The 19,139-nt window shown below is 60.1% G+C and carries 15 protein-coding genes and 1 pseudogene; 3 read left to right on the top strand and 13 right to left on the bottom strand.

Annotation, left to right across the window (positions count from 1 at the left end; all coding sequences use genetic code 11):
- The 6 genes from JMA46_RS15805 to JMA46_RS17520 all read right to left on the bottom strand — a co-directional run.
- The coding region (locus JMA46_RS15805; protein ID WP_207346306.1) for a sugar phosphate nucleotidyltransferase at positions 1 to 832 on the bottom strand (832 nt) is incomplete at its 3' end.
- Between the two features lie 587 nt (positions 833 to 1,419).
- On the bottom strand, positions 1,420 to 1,995 hold the full coding sequence (locus JMA46_RS15810) for a low molecular weight phosphatase family protein (protein WP_207346307.1): 576 nt from the start codon (positions 1,993 to 1,995) through the stop codon (positions 1,420 to 1,422).
- A gap of 72 nt (positions 1,996 to 2,067) precedes the next feature.
- On the bottom strand, positions 2,068 to 2,520 hold the full coding sequence (locus tag JMA46_RS15815; RefSeq protein ID WP_247647374.1) for a VanZ family protein: 453 nt from the start codon (positions 2,518 to 2,520) through the stop codon (positions 2,068 to 2,070).
- 235 nt (positions 2,521 to 2,755) lie between these two features.
- Positions 2,756 to 4,471: an ATP-binding protein gene (locus JMA46_RS15820; RefSeq protein ID WP_207346309.1), complete on the bottom strand. Its 1,716-nt coding sequence runs from the start codon at positions 4,469 to 4,471 to the stop codon at positions 2,756 to 2,758.
- 88 nt (positions 4,472 to 4,559) lie between these two features.
- The gene (nhaA, locus tag JMA46_RS15825) at positions 4,560 to 5,858 is read right to left on the bottom strand and encodes a Na+/H+ antiporter NhaA (protein WP_207346310.1); all 1,299 of its coding nucleotides are present in this window, start codon (positions 5,856 to 5,858) and stop codon (positions 4,560 to 4,562) included.
- 145 nt (positions 5,859 to 6,003) lie between these two features.
- Positions 6,004 to 6,132 (bottom strand): hypothetical protein, encoded by a 129-nt coding sequence (locus JMA46_RS17520; RefSeq protein WP_282099619.1) that lies wholly within the window; start codon positions 6,130 to 6,132, stop codon positions 6,004 to 6,006.
- Positions 6,133 to 6,307: 175 nt separating this feature from the next.
- Here JMA46_RS17520 and JMA46_RS15830 point away from each other — a divergent pair, with 175 nt between their 5' ends.
- A complete protein-coding gene (locus JMA46_RS15830; protein WP_207346311.1) occupies positions 6,308 to 6,721 on the top strand; it encodes a response regulator in 414 nt (137 codons plus the stop codon).
- Positions 6,722 to 6,892: 171 nt separating this feature from the next.
- Here JMA46_RS15830 and JMA46_RS15835 read toward each other — a convergent pair whose 3' ends face one another.
- The 5 genes from JMA46_RS15835 to JMA46_RS15855 all read right to left on the bottom strand — a co-directional run bounded on the left by JMA46_RS15835 (position 6,893) and on the right by JMA46_RS15855 (position 12,280).
- Positions 6,893 to 7,264, bottom strand: coding sequence for an Hpt domain-containing protein (locus tag JMA46_RS15835; protein ID WP_207346312.1), 372 nt, complete (start codon positions 7,262 to 7,264; stop codon positions 6,893 to 6,895).
- Positions 7,265 to 7,501: 237 nt separating this feature from the next.
- A complete protein-coding gene (locus tag JMA46_RS15840) occupies positions 7,502 to 7,843 on the bottom strand; it encodes a hypothetical protein (protein WP_207346313.1) in 342 nt (113 codons plus the stop codon).
- Positions 7,844 to 7,951: 108 nt separating this feature from the next.
- Positions 7,952 to 9,565 (bottom strand): EAL domain-containing protein, encoded by a 1,614-nt coding sequence (locus JMA46_RS15845; RefSeq protein WP_207346314.1) that lies wholly within the window; start codon positions 9,563 to 9,565, stop codon positions 7,952 to 7,954.
- Positions 9,552 to 9,968, bottom strand: a complete 417-nt coding sequence (locus JMA46_RS15850; RefSeq protein ID WP_207346315.1) for an STAS/SEC14 domain-containing protein — start codon at positions 9,966 to 9,968, stop codon at positions 9,552 to 9,554. Before JMA46_RS15850 ends, JMA46_RS15845 begins: the two co-directional genes overlap by 14 nt.
- On the bottom strand, positions 9,965 to 12,280 hold the full coding sequence (locus tag JMA46_RS15855; RefSeq protein ID WP_207346319.1) for a glycosyltransferase family 2 protein: 2,316 nt from the start codon (positions 12,278 to 12,280) through the stop codon (positions 9,965 to 9,967). The genes JMA46_RS15850 and JMA46_RS15855 overlap by 4 nt, the downstream gene beginning before the upstream one ends.
- 219 nt (positions 12,281 to 12,499) lie before the next feature.
- Here JMA46_RS15855 and JMA46_RS15860 point away from each other — a divergent pair, with 219 nt between their 5' ends.
- Positions 12,500 to 14,068, top strand: coding sequence for a carbohydrate-binding protein (locus JMA46_RS15860; protein WP_207346316.1), 1,569 nt, complete (start codon positions 12,500 to 12,502; stop codon positions 14,066 to 14,068).
- A gap of 50 nt (positions 14,069 to 14,118) precedes the next feature.
- On the opposite strand, the gene JMA46_RS15865 is transcribed toward JMA46_RS15860, so the two are convergent.
- Positions 14,119 to 14,616, bottom strand: a complete 498-nt coding sequence (locus JMA46_RS15865; protein ID WP_207346317.1) for a DUF2505 domain-containing protein — start codon at positions 14,614 to 14,616, stop codon at positions 14,119 to 14,121.
- 187 nt (positions 14,617 to 14,803) lie between these two features.
- Between JMA46_RS15865 and mfd the strand changes: the two genes are divergently transcribed.
- Entirely contained in the window at positions 14,804 to 18,484 is a 3,681-nt protein-coding gene (mfd, locus tag JMA46_RS15870; RefSeq protein WP_207346318.1) for a transcription-repair coupling factor, read from the top strand.
- 264 nt (positions 18,485 to 18,748) lie between these two features.
- On the opposite strand, the pseudogene JMA46_RS15875 reads toward mfd, so the two are convergent.
- Positions 18,749 to 19,139: pseudogene (locus JMA46_RS15875) on the bottom strand (PKD domain-containing protein); the annotation flags it as partial.

Genomic DNA, 19,139 nt, shown 5'->3' on the forward strand with positions numbered 1-19,139 from the left:
CGTCGGCTGCCGGCTCGGCCACGGCGTAGTCAATGGCGATCTTCGGCAGCGTGGGCCAGACCCGCTTCTTCACGGCGATCCACTCCGGCGTATCCCAAGCAAGCGCGATTTCCATGAGTCCTTCATAAAGAACCGGCTCGTTGGCTTTCAGGTGGCGCAGCATTAATTCCACTGGTGCGACGAACATTCCGGCATTCCAGTTGTATTCACCGCTTGCAAGATACTGTTCGGCGATTTCCGCAGAGGGCTTTTCCACGAACTTCTCCACGGTCCGTGCGCTCGGGGCGCCTTCCACGTCAAGGGGTGCGCCCATGCGAATGTAGCCAAAGCCCGTCGAGGGGTGGGTGGGCTTGATACCAATCGTGACGATCTTTCCCGTGGCCGCCGTGTAGATGGCCTCACGGACGGCGTCCTGGAATTTTTCCACCGGGCTGATGACCTGGTCTGCTGCGAAGGAACCCATGATGGTGTCCGGATCGCGCAGGAACAAAATGGCTGCGGCAAGCCCAATCGCAGCTCCTGAATCCTTCGGCTCAGTCTCGAGAACGAGGTTCTCATCCGCTATCTCGGGAAGCTGCCGGCACACTGCTTCCCGGTGCGCATCCCCTGTAACGAGCATGACCTTGCTTCCGCTGAGCGGTTCCAGACGGTCGTAGGTGGCACGGATCAGCGTGCTGCCACTGCCAGTGAGGTCATGCAGGAATTTGGGTGCCGCCGCCCGCGACAAAGGCCACAACCTGGTGCCCACACCACCAGCCGGGATCACTGCCACAAAATTTTCAAGATCATTGGTGTTGGGTGCAGGGGAGTCGCGGAAAGTGTTGATATGCATTCATGCAACTCTAATGAATGCTGCAGCAATTATGGAATCTGACTTCGCAAGGCGTGAGCGTTAGAGGACTTATTCAACGGTGTGACTAGTGCGTTATGGAGAACAGTAGCCGTTGTGTCTCTGTGTAGCCCACCCATTGGCTGGTATGAAGGTAGGCGATCGGAAGGAAGAGATGCCCTAACGGCAGCTTGCTTCAGCCGGTCACCCCGTGAATTTGAAGAATCATCCTTGGGCGAAGGCAAAGAGAGTCATTCCGAAAGTTGCCGAGCCGAGAAGACCAAGAATCAAGTAGCCCCAGAGTGCCCCCCGCCCTTGATAGCGGCCCCGTCTCCTGATCTTGGACCAAACGTTTCGCCTTCTTACCAATTGTGCCCCATCCCTTCGGCGCGGCCTTCTGTGGCCGGATCAAATGTAGTTCTCTCCAAGTGAGACTACGAGGCCGTGATCAGGGATGAATAGAGTGGTCACCACTTGGAATTCGAAAGTTAAGTACTCGTTGCTTCTTGTGCGCCGATGTTTACATATCTAGGTAATGGTGGTGTCGCAGGACCTGAGGAGTCGTGATTTCCAGACCGCACGTTGGACGCTTATGCGTGCGTCTTCTCCCATTCGACAAGTGCCTGCACAGCGGGCGCCAGTTGTTGGCGCATCGCCTCAAAGACCTGGTCTCCCCGGCGGTAGGGGTCTACAACGTCGTCATCCTCGGGAGCGGACCTGTGCATGGTTCTGGCACGCATGGCCAACGGAATGGCCCTCTCCCAGCGTTCTCCCGGGTGGACACCACGGGCGCCGTCAATAGTGGGCAGCACCCTGGCCAACTCACGCAAGGTGAACGTCTTTTTCAACAAGGCCGGACGCAGCTCAACAATGCGGCTGCGGTGCTCGCGGGTCAGGGCTAGCACCAGGTCCTGCCTGTCCAGGATCTCCCGGGTGAGCTGGCGAGCGGAAAATCCTTCCGAGGATGCCCCAGAGGCCCTCACAAAACCTTCGATGGTCGGCTCCATGGCGGAGCCAACCATCGCGGCAGTGCCGGCGCTCTCCACAGCAAAGATCGCGGGCGTCAGCATATTGAGTTCATTTTGCAGTAGCCGCTCCGCCATGGGGGAGCGGCAAATGTTTCCCGTGCAGACGGTGAGAATCCGAAACGGGGGGTGTGTAGTCATAAAACCCAAGATACAGGCATGGGACGCCGGGCTAGCCATCCTGGAACTTCGCAGACACCCTGAAATCCTGTTTCAGGCCTTTGGCTGGATCCTTTGTGTGTTTTTCAACACCCGGCACCGGTGCAACGACCACACAGAGAGCACTAAAACCGCCCCGATGAAAGCACCTGAAGTATTGGCCACGACGTCACTCAAGGCAGGTACGCGGGCGGGCAGAAAAATGCCCTGTGCCAGCTCCACCGCAGTGGAGGATGCGGCCGCGATGAGAACAACGAGCCACCACAATCTTCTGGGCAGGCGCAAAGCCACAACGATGCCAAAGGGAACAAACAACAAGATGTTAGCTGCAAATTCAATCTTGCGGTAACCAATGAACCATTTGGGAACCCCATGGTTGTGAAGCCACTCGATGAGTTGCATCAGGGCGCCGTCAATGGGCCTGTCCACAGGGGAGGGCCAAAACAAGATGCCCGCCAGTGCGGCAAAATACACGACCGCAAGTATGAATGCCATCTTGTGGCTCATAGTGTTCACAAGAACCAAGTGTATGGCTAGCTGCAGCGTGGTGTCACCGCCGGTGCTTGCAGCACAGGGAAAGATCCTGGCCAAATCTGCAGCAACAAACTGGGGGCTCGCATAAATAGTCCAAATGGACAGTTCTTTGGTCCAAAGAGACAGTCATTCGTAATTTTTGCTGCACCGCAGAGAGGCGTTCTTGTGTTGCAGCTGCATTGTTGTTCCTAAGGGCCGGTGCGCCTGCTCATGGCGTGACCTCAGAAACACGCTCAGCACTAAGAATGTTTTCTGTGGTTCCAGTGACGGTGGCCAAACTCCTTGGCAGCACAAAAGTAATGGAGGTTCCCGCTCCTTGATCACTGCGCAAGGCAATGGTTCCACCATGCTTCGCCACGATGGTCTTTGAAATCATCAAGCCCAGCCCTATCCCCGGAATAGAGCGCCGCACGGCGGACGTGGCACGGAAGAACTTGGTGAATGCCTCAGCTTGCTCCGCACTGCTCATTCCGATTCCGGTGTCCCGAACCTCGCACCACAAATCGGAGTTTTGTGCCCAGGCTCGAACGGTGACCGTCCCGCCGTCGGGGGAGTACTTGACACCATTGGACACCAAATTATCCAGCACCTGACCCACCCTGCGGGCATCGATGAACGCTTCCAAAGGGGCCTGAACCTGATTGGACAGCACTACGTTGTTGGCGGCGGCGGCCGGAGCGGCTGATGCCAGACTGTCCGAGACCAGTTTGGCAACATCCGCCCGGGCTACATTGAGGGTCACCGAGTCGGTGGTGAGCAGATCAGTCACCAAGGAACTGAGCCTTTCAACGTTCCGTAAGGCTATGTCCAAACACTTTTGGACATGCACAGGCAACTCCGCAGCCTCCTCCAACACCATCTCCAAATAGCCTTGGATGGACGTCAAAGGGGTCCGAAACTCGTGGGAAACATTGGAGACAAAGTCCTTCTTCGCGTCCAACGCAGCCACCATGTCCGTGATGTCATGGAAGGCGATCACTGCTCCGCGGACGTTTCCCTGCTCGTCCCTCATGGTGCGTGCCGCAGTGGAAACAGCCCGGGCTTTCTCCCCCGATCCCAGCCAGACTTGATAATTGCTGAATACCTCACCCCGGATGGCCCTGCGCACTGGGCGTTCCTCGCCTGCTACCGGAGTGATGGAGTCTGCGTTAAAGACGAGCAGATCCTTCTCTTCCGGATCGGCAATGTCCCTAGGAAGGGCGGCGCCATGGAGGACACTTTGTGCAGCGTTCATCAGGAGGTCATGGCCGTCTGCATCCACCACCACCACCCCGACGGGAACTGTTTCCAACACTGCTTCCATGAGCTGCTCGTGCTGTTGGCTTGCTGCCAGGGCTTCCCGCAACTGGCGGTCCTTGGTCTCAAGCGCCTTTCCCTGGACGTTCACGGTATTGGTCACAGCAACCACAATGCTGGCAAAAGCTAGCACAACGAGTGGGAAAAGCAGCGGCTGGGCCAGCTTTTCAAGCGTGAAACCTCCGGGGGAGGTGACGACGGGAAGCCACACGATGAGGAGGGCTGCCGTCACGCTGACCGCTATTGCTGTGCGTTTTGCCAGACCCGCCGATGCCAGCCAAAAGACTGGGAAGAAGATCAACAATCCAACAGCGGTGAGGAACTGCTGGTTGCCCGCTCGAAAGAGGCCCACCGCAACAAAGTCCAGGTAGGGAATGATGAGGAACGCGCCGCGGGGCAGCTTGTTCCAGGGCACAGCCAAGGCGGCAAGGAGCAGCAGTGCCTGCAATGCCAGGGCAGCGAGGAACAGGGGGTGCAAGAAAGACTGTGGATAGAACACCATGGCAATGACCATGGCTATGACCATGAGAAGCGACAGGGGCAGTTGGGTCAAAAAGACACGCTTCCGCAGGCCGCGCGGCTGATAAAACTGGGTACCAGATGAATCCGGTGAACCGGTCTGAGTCATGTTTTCTCTCATCGTTGAATGGTGTTGCACGGCAGCGCAGATGGTGTCACTGATGTGAAGATGTGTGGACCAGCTGTTTGCGTGCAGACTACTGCTGGTACACGTCTGGAATGCCGTCGCCGTCGGCATCTTCGCTCTCTATTGCAGCGAGCTGGCGGTAGTGCTTGTTGCGCAGGCGCAACACTACCGTTGCCAAGAGGGCAGCGATGACCGACCCGCCCAGGATGGCAACTTTTGCATGGCTGTAGTGCGGTGCGTCGTCGCCAAAACTGAGCTCGCTGATCAGCAAGGAGACGGTGAAGCCCACGCCCGCCAGGAGTGCCAGGCCCATGACATCCACCCAGGCCAGCCCGTCGTCGAGCTCTGCCTTGGTGGTTTTGGTGACTATCCAAGTGGAGCCGAGGACGCCGATGAACTTGCCCACCACAAGGGCCAGGACGATGCCAATGGCGACGGTGTCGGTGAACGCGCTCTTGAGCCCGGCCAGGCCGCCCAGTGCGACACCGGCGGAGAAGAAGGCGAAAATGGGCACGGCAAGCCCTGCGGACACGGGGCGCATGATGTGTTCAAAATGTTCGGCAAGCCCCGGCCCGGCTTCAGGGCCCCCATGCTTGGCACTGCGGATCACGGGCACCGCGAAACCGAGAAGCACGCCGGCCACCGTGGCGTGCACGCCCGAGGCGTGCACGAGTACCCACGTGGCGGCGGCAAGCGGAATGAGCAGGTACCAGGCGCGGATGCGCTTTTGCACCAACCAGGTGAAGACCAGTAAAGGCAGGACCGCCAGTGCCAGGTACTGGAAGTGCATTTCGCCGGGGTAGAAAACGGCGATGATGGCGATGGCAATGAGGTCGTCCACCACAGCCAGTGTCAGAAGGAAGGTGCGCAGCGCGCTGGGCAGGTGGGTGCTAATGACGGCCAGTACAGCCAGTGCGAAGGCAATGTCGGTTGCAGTGGGGATGGCCCAACCTCTGAGCACCTCAGAACCTGCGGAAATGTTTACAGCCACGAAGATCAGTGCGGGGACAATGACGCCGCCGAAGGCGGCAGCAATGGGGACAACTGCCCGGGCTGGATTGCGTAGGTCGCCGGCCACAAATTCACGTTTGAGCTCAAGACCAGCAACAAAGAAGAAGATGGCCAGTAGGCCGTCGGCCGCCCACGTGCCCAGACTCAGGTTCAGGTGGAGGGACTCCGGGCCGATCTTGAAGTCGCGGAGGCCGAAGTAGCCGTCGGCCCATGGGGAGTTAGCCCAGACCAGCGCCAGAACTGTCGCCGCGAGTAGCAGTGCACCGCCAACAGTTTCAGAGCGAAGGATCTCGCCAATGCGGATCGATTCGGTATAGCTACCTCGGGAGAAGATTTTGCGGGGTGAATTCAGGGCCATGGGCTTGTGCCTTCTAACTTTCGGCAATGTTCTGGGAACAATTGGGTTCGGCAATGACATTGCCGACCAGACTTCCCGGCGCACCTGACGATCAGTTTAGCGTGCCTTGGGCTTTGGTGCCGCGTCAGCCATCCCTGAGTCCAAATTATCCAGCACCTGCCCAATCCGCAACCAATGCGCCGAGCCGGTAGTTATTGTCGATGTCGACAACGACGGCACCCGCGGCAATGGCGAAGACAGTCATGATCAGCGGGACAGGTAGTGGTTTAGGCACTGCATTCGTTGTAATGACGAGATTCCTCATACCAGACCCCTCTCGGTCTTACAAATGTGGGTGAATTAAGGTGTTGCTTTGGATGCTGACATAATGTCAAGGGATGCATGATAACGAACGCCATCCTCGACGTTGATGGACTACTTGGGAACACAGAAGGACAACAGGGGTAGACATGGCACATGAACGGATTGCCGTCGTAATTGAAGATGACCAGGACATCCGGGAATTGGTTTGCATGATTTTGTGTCAGTCGGGATATGACGTCCATGCCACGGAAATGGGCGTAGGCGGTGTGAACCTTGTGCGCAGCCATAACCCCGCCCTCGTCACCATTGACGTGGGATTGCCGGATATTGACGGTTTTGAGGTTACCGAACGGATCCGGCAGTTCAGTGACGCACATGTCATTATGTTGACAGCCAGAACAGACCCTCAGGACCTGCTAACCGGCAAGGAAGCCGGGGTTGACGAATACATGGGCAAGCCATTTCGCCCCAGAGAGCTGCGGTCTCGGGCCGACGCTGTTTTAGCCCGTTTGCGCGCGGCCGCGATGGAGCTTTCCACGGTGCCGCCAGCAGAGTCCTAGGACGTATCCACTAGGCACCCGTCGAGCTGAAATAGATTTCATTTTCTAAAATCACCGGTGATTTCAGCAGGTGCAGGCCGGATGCCCCTGACGAAGGACGGCTACGCTAGGAAAGCGTCAAAACGTTGCCCGGCGGCCTAGGCAGGATGTCAGCATGAGGCTGGTGCGGATTTAGGCGGGCTGCCGCACGTAGCGCTCGAGGAGTTGCTCCACCGTTTCATTCCCACACACACCCAACGGCACAATGATCGATGCGGCCTGTGTGTGCCGTTCCTGCCTAAGGAGTTCTACCAGGTCCCCGGCCATCTGACCCAACCGGTCGGCGCCTACCATAGCGCTGGAGGAAAATAGGCTCAAGGCCGACTCCGTGGCTGCGCCCCAATTGCCCTCCGACAAAGCGTCGCAAAGGCGGGCATGCCGAGCTGGCCACATCTCAACATACCGCCCGACAAAACCGCGGGAGAGGGCTCTTTCACCGTCGAGTGATTCCTCGAGGGCCAGCAAAGACTCCAGCGACACCAACGCCCAGGAGGAATAGTTCATGATCCGCTGACTCTCCCTCCGATAATGTGTGATCAATGTGCACCACAAAAATAACAGGCCACTGCGAAGATAATAGTACGCCCTAAACGACGGCGCGATGGATTTTCACGGATGGATTTTCAATCTGGGGATTATGACGTTCATTGCCATTTTGCGGTGATTTGATGAGTGAGGTTGAACGCAAGTAGGCGCCGGACACTGACCGCCGAAGCATCCTAATCCTTCGAAACAAGTAATCTAGGGATATTCGGAGATTCCCCGAAGGGTTGCCGCGATGTCCTCGAGCGCCGTTTGCATCCAATCAAGTGCTTCCTCGGCCTCGGCATCTTCGGCTCCGGTGGAATGGTTCAGGACGGAGTGGAGAATGGTGTAGTGCGCGATTTTGATACTTAGGGAATCGCATATGTCAAGGATGTCGTTAAACGACTGGGTGGCCGCTTCGCGGCAGTCCGACAGATTCGGTGCGATCTGTTCAAGTGCCGCTGCCCGGCCACTGGCGTTGGAAACCAGTGTCGCGTTTCCAGCACTCTTTTGTAATTCTTGCTGCATTTTGTCCCCCCGGACCACATTGTGTGCCACGACACCCGACTTTGGCGACACGAGACCTGTATGTAAATAAATAGCCTTTCAAGAATAGCGTATATATTCCGCGTGCTTGGTCGGGCATGGTATTGCAATCGTATGGTCTTATCTCGAAACGGGTTCCTCGGGGTATGCAGCCACGTTGAGCGTGAGGCCCGTGGTGGAGGATATCCCCGGGGTACGCCACGGTGCCGTGAGGAGGTCCTCTAGCAAGGCGGCGTTGATACCGGAGGCCGGAACGGGCCGACTGAAATAGTAGCCTTGACCGGCGTCGCAGCCCAGTTCTGCCAGCATTCTTGCTTGCTCCCAGGTCTCCACGCCTTCAAAGGTGGCCGAGAGCTTGCAGGACCTGATGAGTTGTAGGACAGCCGCAATGAACGGGCGTTGGGTGGCCGTCTCTGACGTGTCGCCCAACAAGGACTTGTCCAGCTTGACGCCGTCCACCGGAAGGGTACGCAGGTAGCTAATGGAGGAATATCCGGTACCGAAGTCATCAATCGACAAACCCACGCCCAGCTGGCGCAGTCCCCGTAATGAATAGAGTTCCCATTCGTTGCCGGTGACCATGGAATATTCGGTGAGTTCCAGCACGAGGTCCCGCGGATCGATGTCTTTCATGATCAAGATGCGCTGGACGTCATCGAGCAGTTCCGGGCGTTGCAGTTGTGTGGCTGATATGTTCACCCGCATTGTGAACCGCGGATCAAGAGGAAGTGTTTGCTGCCACCGGCGCAGGCATCCCAGCGCAGTTTCCAGCACCCATACAGCCATTGCGGGCATGGCACCTATTTCCTCGGCGAGGTCAATGAAGTTGTCCGGCATCAGCAGTCCACGTTGGGGATGCTGCCATCTGATGAGCGCCTCGACACCAATCAGCCTGCCGGTCGCCACTTCCACGATGGGCTGGTAATGGAGCACCATTTCATGGTTACTGATGGCGTTCCGGAGCTCGGCAGCCAGCGTGCTGCGCATTTGCCGGGTACTGAGAAGTGATGGGCTGAACACCGCCACTTTGGAGTTGGCCGCTTTTTTGGCAGCATACATTGCAGTGTCCGCATACAGGACCAAGTCAACGGCAGAGTCATCCTGCTTGGGAATTGCGACGCCCACGCTGGCTGATACGGTCAGTGAAGTGTCCTCGACGCGCATGGGGTGGGCCAACGCACTTACGATCCGCGTCGCGACGACTCTGGCACGTTCCACAGGGGTGTCCTGCAGGACGATGGCAAACTCGTCCCCGCCCAGCCTGGCCACAGTATCCTGCTTGCGCACAGACCCGCGCAGTCGCTCTGCCACGATCTGCAGCACGGTGTCACCTGCACCGTGTCCCAAAGAGTCGTTGATTTCCTTAAACGAATCCAGATCTAGCAGCAGGACCGCCGGGGCGCCATTGACGGCTGTGGTGGCCAGACTGGATTCAAGGACTGTCTCCAAGGCAGACCGGTTCCGGAGCTGGGTCAGCGGGTCGGTGAGAGCCATCAGCTCCATCTTGCGAAGGGCATCCATGAGCATGCCGGTGCGGGTCGTTACGCGGACCTCCAGCTCGGCTTGTGCTGCCGCGAGTTCCCCCGCCATCAGGTTGAAACCGGCAATCACTGCGTCAAGTTCGTCCCGGGCCGGGGAGGCGGGGATGCGTGTGCTCAACTCGCCGTCGGCAATTTTTACTATGCCCTCCACGAGCTGGGCCAGGCGGGTGTCCGGGTGGTCAACTGCCCTCAACGTACGCTCCCAACCATTGCACGGCCTGGTCCTCTGACTCGAAGAATTGGGCTGGCACGTGCGGCGGGCCAGCCCCGAGAAAGTAGTGCGACAGGACACGGTCAACGGGGCCGCTGCCCAGCAGAGCGTAGGCCGTGACGGTATCCGGATGGCCGTAGACGCGGCGGGCGTTTCGGCTGACGGATTTTACCTGGGCCACGTCCAACAGGAGCGGGTAGCGGTTACCGGCGGCAACTACCCTGACGGTTTCGGCTGCGGCGGCCGCATGGCGGCCTGCGATGGCGGCGTTTTCGGGAAGTTTGACATGCATGATGCCGTCTTCTCTGAGCCAGACGGTGATTCCGCCGTCGCTGATGACCGGTTTTCTGCCTCCAAGCTGGCCATCCAGCGCCGAGCCCGTCATCGTTGGGACACCCGCCGCCGCCGGTCGCTCCCGCCTCGCAAGTCGCGGTTCAGTCGCCTGTCACCGTGGTAGAGCAGGGCCTGCCAGTCAATTTCCTTCTCAGTCTTGGGCACTACGACAGTTTCAGCGACCGGACGGACCCGTGGCTTGACGTAGAGCCAGTTAAGCGCTCCCAGGCTGAGGTCAACCACGGAATTTCCCAGCCCAATGTAAGCACGGATTGCGAAGGCGGCCAAGACGGCATTGAAAACGGCGAACGCGGCATTGCCCCAGTTGCCGACCATGGTGTCACGCCACAACGTGAACAGCGAGAAGGCCACGATCAGGTAGGGGACGAGGACGTAGAGGGCAGGTGCGGCTGTGCGGTTCTTGACTTTGGGCGTGCGTACGAAAGGAATTTTCTCACCGGTAAAAGCCTGTTGGAGGGACTTGAGCACACCGGCAAGGTTGACAGGCAGCAGAACCAAATTAAAGCCGTAGATGCGGAAAATATCACTGAAACGGTGCCCGCAGTCACGAAGGTCACTTCCCATGGCTAGAAAGTACGGCAGGGCCGCGACTAAAACCAGAGGGCTGAGCAGCCGGCTGTCGTAGGGGTAGGCCAGAAGAAACAGCAGACCAAAACTGGCCCAGGCAATGGAAGACATGTAGTTGACCCGCAGCAGCAATTCACGGAAAAGAATTGGTTCCCGGCGCTGCCGGCGCCGACGCACCTGATTCCACAGCTTGGGCAGGATCAAGAGCCCGCCATTGGCCCACCGCCGCCGCTGCACCACCAAGGAACCGAAATCCGGGGGAGTGGCACTGTAACTGAGCCGCTCGGGATAGTTGAGAAGGCTCCAGCCGTGCGTACCCAAGTCCACGCTGGACTCAGTGTCTTCAATCACAGTCCTGTCTTGGATGTAGGTGCGGACTTCAAAGCCGCCTACTGTTTCGATTTCAACAATGTCTTCCAAGGCAACCTTGCGGATCACCGCGTTGGCACCCACCCAGAAGGTAGCCCCGTAGTAGGTCATGCCCTGGTGGAGGATGTGCTGGATGTCGGTGCTGGCGCCGGCAATTCGCTCAATGCGTGTCGGGGCGCCCCGGAAAGAAGAATAGGGGGTTTGCGCCACTGCCACGCGCTCGTTACCGGCCGATTCCAAAAAGTAGACCAGGCGCAGGCAATAGTCGCGTAGAAGCAGCGAGTCCGCGTCAAGGGTCAGTAGGTAGGCCGTGTCCGGGACGTTGAGATCGCCCGCATCTCCGGCGTCGTCGTCAGCGCGGCGGCGCAGCACTACGTTGCCGTCGGTAACCTCGTGCTGCCAGCGTCCGCCCATCAAGGAGATGTAGGCGTTGAGGTTCATGGCCTTGTTGGCCTCATGGGAGAGGCTGGCGTAAGCCTTTCGTTCAAAGTAATCAGTCTTGACATTGAAGATCCAGGTCAGACGAAGGTAAAGCTGCTCAACACGGGCCCGGTCCGGTCCGGTTGACTGTGCCAGGGCTGCGCCCAGTGCCAGCAGGACCAGCCGGAGTTCCCGGGCCAGGCCCATCAGCACCAAGTCAACGAAAAATTCGTCCACGTGGTCCTCCACCACCTCAGCCTCGGCCATGTCCTCCAGCCAGCTGGCGGCAAAGTCGTATTCGCCCATGAGGGCATCCACTTCTGCAGCCGGCACCGGGCCTGTCTCTGCGTTCCGGCTGCGGAACGCCGCCAAGGCGGCGTTCACCCGCGCCGCCGGAGCAACAAGTGCTTCAGATATCTCCCGTGCCAGTCCACGGGTGGCGTCGAGTTTTGCGGCCACCTCGGGATCCCTGGGGGCGGGCGGGTCATCGAGCAGGAGCACCACTTTCAAATCGGGAAATTCCTGCAAAGCCGCAGACCATAAGGTTGCCCGCACCACCGCCACTTCCTCGGCGTAGGATGGGACCAGAACGGTGATGCCCTCCTGATATGCGGCAAAGTGGCGGTCCAGTTCACCACGGGGAACACGTTTGTGGTCGCGGAAACGGTAGAGTGCACCTTGGCGGGCCACAAGGTACATCAGAGCCGAAAATGTCAAGAATGTCACCACCAGCACGTATGAAAGGGCTTCCATCTGGAAACGGAACCCAGCGTTGGGGTTGTCCGCAAACTGCCTGACGATGGTGGTGAAAAGGTACAGCAGCCAGGCTGATATGGTGACGACGATGGCCAGACGTCCCAGTGTGATCTTGCGTCCAGAGGGTTTCGGGTGGACGATCGAGAGCGGCTCCGAGCGTTTCTCAGATCCCCACTGCCGGCGCGGGCCTGCCTTTGCAACAGCTGCATGGAGCCCGCCGGCCCGAGGCATCCTTTGGTGGACTGCATCATTTTCCGCTGCCGCGACAAGCACCTCGGACATCCATCCCCCGTACAACTTAAACGTGCGCGGGCGCGCACAGTGAAGACCGACGCCCGGGCAGAGCATTGAGACCAGTCACCGGAGGCAGGTTAGTACACTTAGGATAGTACAATCCGGCCCTTTGCGGCTGCAGGTCTCTTTAGCATCAACGCACTGATTGGGGTTCACGTGTCTCACCGGTTTCCAGGGCGCAAGCTTTCATTATTCCGGCTCACCCTTTTAGCTGCGGTGGTGGCCCTGCTGGCGGCAGGGGCCTATATCGGCTGGGGCCGGTACAACGATGCGCAGGCCGCGTCCGCGGAGCCGGCCATTTTTGCTGGCTATGTCGACGTTACTGCCACTCCTGCCTACGGCTTTGAATCGCCAGTATCCGACGCGGGCAAATCCGTGGTCCTTTCCTTTATAGTGGCAGCCAAGGACAACCCGTGCGAACCGAGCTGGGGCACTTTCTACTCCATGGACCAGGCTGCGGGGCAGGAACTTGACCTGGATAGGCGCATAGCCCGGCTGCTGCAGCAAGGCGGCTCGGTTTCTGTGTCTTTTGGAGGCCAGGCCAATGATGAACTTGCGCTGACATGCACCAACGTTGATCAATTGCGTGATGCCTACGCCTCAGTTGTGGAACGTTACAACCTCTCCACGATTGATCTGGATTTGGAAGGTGCGGGACTGGCCGACTCAACTGCGCTAAAACGCCGTGCCCTGGCTGTTGCAGGGCTGCAGTCTGAACGCCTTGCGGCGAAAAAGCCACTGTCCGTGTGGCTGACGCTGCCGGTTGCCCCCACCGGACTGACCGCTGAGGGAACGGCCGCCGTGGCCGCCATGCTTGATGCGAACGTGGACCTTGCCGGGGTCAATCTCATGACCATGGATTTTGGCGGCAGCAAGGCAGCAGGCACCACCATGCTGCAGGCCTCCACGGCCGCTGCCCAGGCCACCCATGGACAGCTGGACGCACTGTACAAGGCCCACGGGCAGGATATTGGCTCCGACTCCCTGTGGCGAAAGATCGGCCTGACCCCGATGATCGGCCAAAACGATGTGGCAGATGAGATTTTCACGCTGGAGGATGCCGTCGGGCTCCATGATTTTGCGGTCGCCAAGGGCGTTGGCCGGGTTTCCATGTGGTCCCTGAACCGCGATGCCACGTGCGGGCCAAACTACCCCGACCTGACCCGTGTCTCCGACGCGTGCAGCGGGGTGGACCAGAAGGGACAGCTTTTTTCAACACTGCTCGGCGAAGGGTTGAAAACTCCGCAGGCAGAGGCATCGCCCAGCGCGTCTGTGCAGGCTTCCGCACAAGCCACGCTGCCTGCGGACAACCCCGCAACCAGCCCGTACCCCATCTGGAGCGGTCTGGCAGTCTATGTAGAAGGGGACAGGATTGTGTGGCACGGCAATGTCTACGCCGCCAAATGGTGGACACAGGACGAAGTGCCGGACAACCCGGTGGCCACGGACGGACGAACGCCATGGCAGTTGATTGGCCCCGTGCTTCCCGGCGACAAGCCAGCAGCGCAGGTGACGGCGCCTGCGGGGACGTATGCGTTGTGGTCCGCGGACAAAACCTACCTCCAGGGGCAGCGGGTTATGTTCAACGGGCGCATCTTTGAAGCCAAGTGGTGGAACCGTGAAGAAAGCCCGCTCGCAGCACTGCAGGGCTCCCCGTCATCCGCGTGGACAATGTTCTCCAACACCCAAGTTCAGCAGCTGTTGGCGACGAAGTCTGCGAAGTAGGTGAACAAGGCGGGCACGTGTGTCCGGCGCTGGATGCGCCCGCCCGGCGCTTAGTGTGTATTAAGCCATTCCTGAGCGAGCGTTGCCTGCAGGTTCAGTGCCCGGCCAATGACAGGCTCGGCCGCGGAGGCGATCTTTTCGCCAAGGAACGGCACTCCAGAAGTGACCTGGCCCGTCAGCGCAACCAACGTGGATTGGCCGTCAGCCGTCAACTTTTGCACTGCACTGACAGCAATCGGAGCCTTGGCCACCGTGAGCTTGATCGAGTTGGTGCGGGAACCGTCCGCGGCAGGTGCGCTCCAGGATTCGTTCTGGGTGACGGTCAGCGTGGTGCCGATAAAATTCTTCACAATGTCAGGCATCCGCGTGGTGGGCAGCGTACGCACAGTCTGGGTGGTGAAGGCAGCCGTGGTGGGGCCACTGATGGTGAAGGATTTGAGTTCCCCGCCCACTTGTTCACTGACATGCTTGACGAAGTCGGCATTGGTAAAGACATCCGTCACGCTCTGGGCCGGGGCCGAAAGCGTCGTTGAGGCGGCAAGCGCCATGATTCCTCCAAGTATGGGGGGCGGTGTGTTTCGGGCAGCTCCTAGGATAGCAAGGCCCGCCAGCCACGAGTAAGATGGAATGGTTCTGGAAGCTTCCCAGCGAACTTCTGGGCCTTCGTGCTGCAAACGGCACGGCATTCCAAACACTTTAACGGCGGCCACGCTCACGCCAAGGAGAAAATCACCCATGAGTCTTGCAGGGTTGCGGTCAGCGCTGTCACAGGATCCAAGCTTCGCCCGGGTTCGCACTTTTGCTGCCGCTGATCCGGCCAGCCGCAGCGCCGACGTCGCCTTCAGCGCCCCGGCTGGCATGCGCGCGGTGCTGTTGGCCGAGGCCGCGGACGGGTTGGCCGAGGCCGCGGAACACATCGCCTCCAGTGCTAATGCTGCCGGCCGCTCCGGAGTGGTGCTGGCTGTGACGGCCACGGGCCGCGAAGCCGAGGACACCGTGGCCGCACTACGCTCCTACCTGCCGGATGCGGCCGTCGCGGAATTCCCCAGCTGGGAAACCCTCCCGCACGAGCGCCTTTCCCCGCGTTCGGACACCGTAGGCCGCCGCTTGGCCGTGCTGCGCCGTCTTGCCCATCCCGAGTTCGACGCCGGGACCGGCCTGCGCGTCGTCGTCGCGCCCATCCGCGCCGTGGTGCAACCGCTCGTGGCCGGCCTGGGCGAACTGGTTCCGGTGCGCGTGAGAGTCGGTGAGGAAATCGCGTTCACCGAACTGATCAAGCGGCTGGCCGACGCCGCCTACGCCCGCGTGGACATGGTCACGCGCCGCGGCGAGTTTGCCGTGCGCGGCGGCATCCTCGACGTGTTTTCACCCACCGAAAACCATCCTGTCCGCATCGAGTTCTTTGGCGATGAAGTGGAGGCCATGCGCTGGTTCAGCATCGCCGACCAGCGCACGCTGACGAGTGTCACCAGCACCATTGCCCACCCCGCTGAACTGTATGCACCGCCGTGCCGGGAAATTCTCATCACCCCCACCGTGATGAGCCGGGCCGCCAAGCTGAAGGATTCGATGCCTGCCGCCGCGGGCATGCTGGAAAAGATTGCCGGCGGGATCGCCGTTGAGGGCATGGAGTCGCTGGCCCCGGCCCTGGTGGACGGGATGGTACCCATGACTTCGCTGCTGCCCGCCGGTTCCATCGTGATCGTGCTGGACCCGGAAAAGGTCAGTGCGCGTGCCCACGATCTGGAATCCACCAACGAGGAATTTCTTGAAGCAGCCTGGTCCACGGCGTCCGACGGCGGCACCGCACCGTTGGATTTGGCCTCGGCCAGTGTCTTAGGCGGCAGCGTCGACTTGTCCTCCGCTGGCTTTAAATCGCTGGCCCAGACCCGGGAAGGCGCCTTGGATGTCGGGGTGAGCTGGTGGACGCTGAGCTCCCTGGCGCAGGACGAAGAGCTGGACACCGGCACCGACGTGTTGAACCTGCACGCCCGCGAACCCCGCGGGTACCGCGGAGACGTGGCGGAAATGATGGAATTCATCGGTTCGCGCATCAAGGACCAGTGGCGCGTGGTGGTAGCCACCGAAGGCCCCGGCCCGGCGCAGCGCCTGGCCGAGCTGTTCCACGAAGCCAACATTCCGGCGTCGCGCGTGGAATCACTGGACCACGAGCCCGAGCCGGGCATCATCGAAGTCACGACAGCGGACACCGGCCGTGGCTTTGTGTTCGACTCGCTGAAGTTGGGGCTGCTGACGGAAGCTGACCTGCTGGGGCGGGCGTCGGCCGTGTCCACGAGGGACATGCGCAAGATGCCCTCTAAACGGCGCAACGCCGTGGACCCTCTGCAGTTGGCGGCGGGGGACTATGTGGTTCACGAGCAGCACGGCGTGGGCAAGTTCGTGGAGCTGATTCAGCGCAAGGTGGCCGGAGGATCTGCAAGCTCCAACGGCGGTGGTGCCGGGCTGCGCGAGTACCTGGTGCTGGAATATGCGCCGTCCAAGCGTGGGGCACCCGGGGACAGGCTGTTCGTGCCCACCGACCAGCTGGACCAGGTGACGGCTTATGTGGGCGGGGACTCCCCGGCTTTGTCCAAGATGGGCGGCTCTGACTGGGCTGCGACGAAATCCAAGGCGCGCAAGGCTGTCAAGGAAATTGCCGCGGACCTGATTCGGCTGTATTCGGCACGCATGGCCAGCCGCGGGCATGCGTTCGGGCCGGACACGCCCTGGCAGGCCGAACTGGAGGAAGCGTTCCCGTATGTGGAGACCCCGGACCAGCTCGTGGCCATCAATGAGGTCAAGGCGGATATGGAGAAGGAAGTTCCCATGGACCGGCTGATCTCCGGCGATGTGGGCTACGGCAAGACAGAGATCGCCGTCCGTGCCGCGTTCAAGGCTGTCCAAGATGGCAAGCAGGTGGCCTTGTTGGTTCCCACCACGTTGCTGGCGCAGCAGCACTACGAGACGTTCAATGAGCGCTTCTCAGGCTTCCCCATTCGGGTGCGCCCGCTTTCACGCTTCCAAACCGCCAAGGAATCGAAGGAGATTGTGGAAGGTGTGAGGAACGGGACGGTGGATGTTGTGATTGGCACGCACCGCCTGCTCTCCAAGGACTTCGCGTTCAAAGATTTGGGCCTGGTGATTGTGGATGAAGAGCAGCGCTTCGGTGTTGAGCACAAGGAAGCGCTGAAGAAGATGCGCACCAACGTCGACGTGCTGGCCATGAGCGCCACACCCATTCCACGCACCCTTGAAATGTCCATGACCGGCATCCGCGAAACCTCCACTCTGGCGACCCCGCCGGAGGAACGCCACCCCGTGCTGACGTATGTTGGTGCCCACTCCGACAAGCAGGTGGGGGCGGCCATCCGCCGCGAGTTGATGCGTGAAGGCCAGGTTTTTTATGTGCACAACCGAGTTAAATCGATTGATCGCACGGCGGCGCACATCCAGCAGCTGGTGCCGGACGCCCGCGTTGCAGTGGCCCACGGACAAATGAGCGAGTCAAAACTGGAACAGATCATTGTTGATTTCTGGGAGAAGCGCTTCGACGTGCTGGTGTGCACCACCATCATTGAAACCGGGCTGGATATTTCCAACGCCAACACGCTGATTGTGGAGCAAGCCAACAACTACGGGCTGTCCCAGCTGCACCAGCTGCGCGGACGTGTGGGCCGCGGCCGTGAGCGCGCCTACGCCTACTTCTTGTACCCTCCGGACAAGCCGCTGGGTGAGGTGGCGCTGGAGCGGCTGAAGGCCGTGGCTGCCCACAACGAGTTGGGTGCTGGCATGGCCCTGGCCATGAAGGACCTTGAAATTCGCGGGGCTGGTAACTTGCTCGGTGGGGAGCAGTCCGGGCACATCCAGGGTGTTGGCTTCGATTTGTACATCCGCCTGGTGGGCGAGGCAGTGGCTGAATTCCGCGGCGATGGTGAGGAGCGGGCTGCGGAGATGAAGATCGAGCTGCCCATCAACGCCCACCTGCCGCACGACTACGTGCCGGGGGAGCGGCTGCGCCTGGAGGCCTACCGCAAGCTGGCAGCTGCGCTCACGTTGGACGGTATTGCCGAAGTTCAGGCTGAACTCATTGACAGGTACGGAGAACTGCCGCCGGCGGCCGTCAACCTCATTGCCGTGGCGCACTTCAAGGTGCTGGCCCGTGCTGCAGGGCTCACAGATGTTGCGTTGCAGGGGAACTTCATCAAGTTCGCCCCGGCGGCACTGCCCGAATCTAAGGAGATGCGACTGACGCGCATGTACCCGGGCTCCTTGGTGAAGCCTGCGCTCAATGCCGTGCTCATCCCCAAGCCCAAGACGGCGCGCATTGGCGGCCGCGACTTGGCTGACGCCGAGGTCCTGAAATGGGCGCAGGGAGTGTTGGAAGCCATCTTTGAAACAACGGCGGCCAGCCTGTAAGGCTGGAGCGTGGTGGTGCGATGGCACCGGCGGCAAACCCGGTCCCAGAACCCAAAAATGGTCATCTGCGGCTGATAATTTCAGACGTGGATGACCATTTCGGGATTAAGCACGGTTGCGGTGGGTCACTCTCCGGCCGAGTTGGGACTACCAATGATTGTCACTCGGACAAAGATGGGCAGGACGCTCAAGTGTCGATGTCCAGGCCTGTGGACACGAACGCGTGCCCACAGGCTCTCCAGCAACTGTGGGCAGCGCGTGTCGCTAGCCGCCGGTGCCTGTTGCTTGGAGGTTGTCGATGGCGACGGTGATGGGGGTGGGGGCGCCGGTGGTGCTGAGGTAGGTGTATATGCCGATGGCTCCTGGGCTTTGGAGTCCGGTGGTGGTGTCGGTGGTGGTGAGTTGCCAGGCGGCGGGTTCGGTGGTGCCTGTTTTCCAGACTTTGGCTTGGATGGTGGTTGGTGAGGTGCCGGTGACTTGGACCCTGAGTTGGAGTTTGTCGCCATTGTTGAAGGTCAGGCCGCTGAAGGTGGCTGTTTTCAGGAGTGTGTCGGTGTTCTTTTGCAGGTGGAGTCCAACGGTGCCGGTGGAGCTGACGACGGCGCGGGCACCGTAGGTGGCGGTTCCGACCTTGCGTCCGATCAGGCCGGCGTAG

The sequence above is a fragment of the Arthrobacter sp. E3 genome (assembly GCF_017353415.1).
Lineage (GTDB): Bacteria > Actinomycetota > Actinomycetes > Actinomycetales > Micrococcaceae > Specibacter.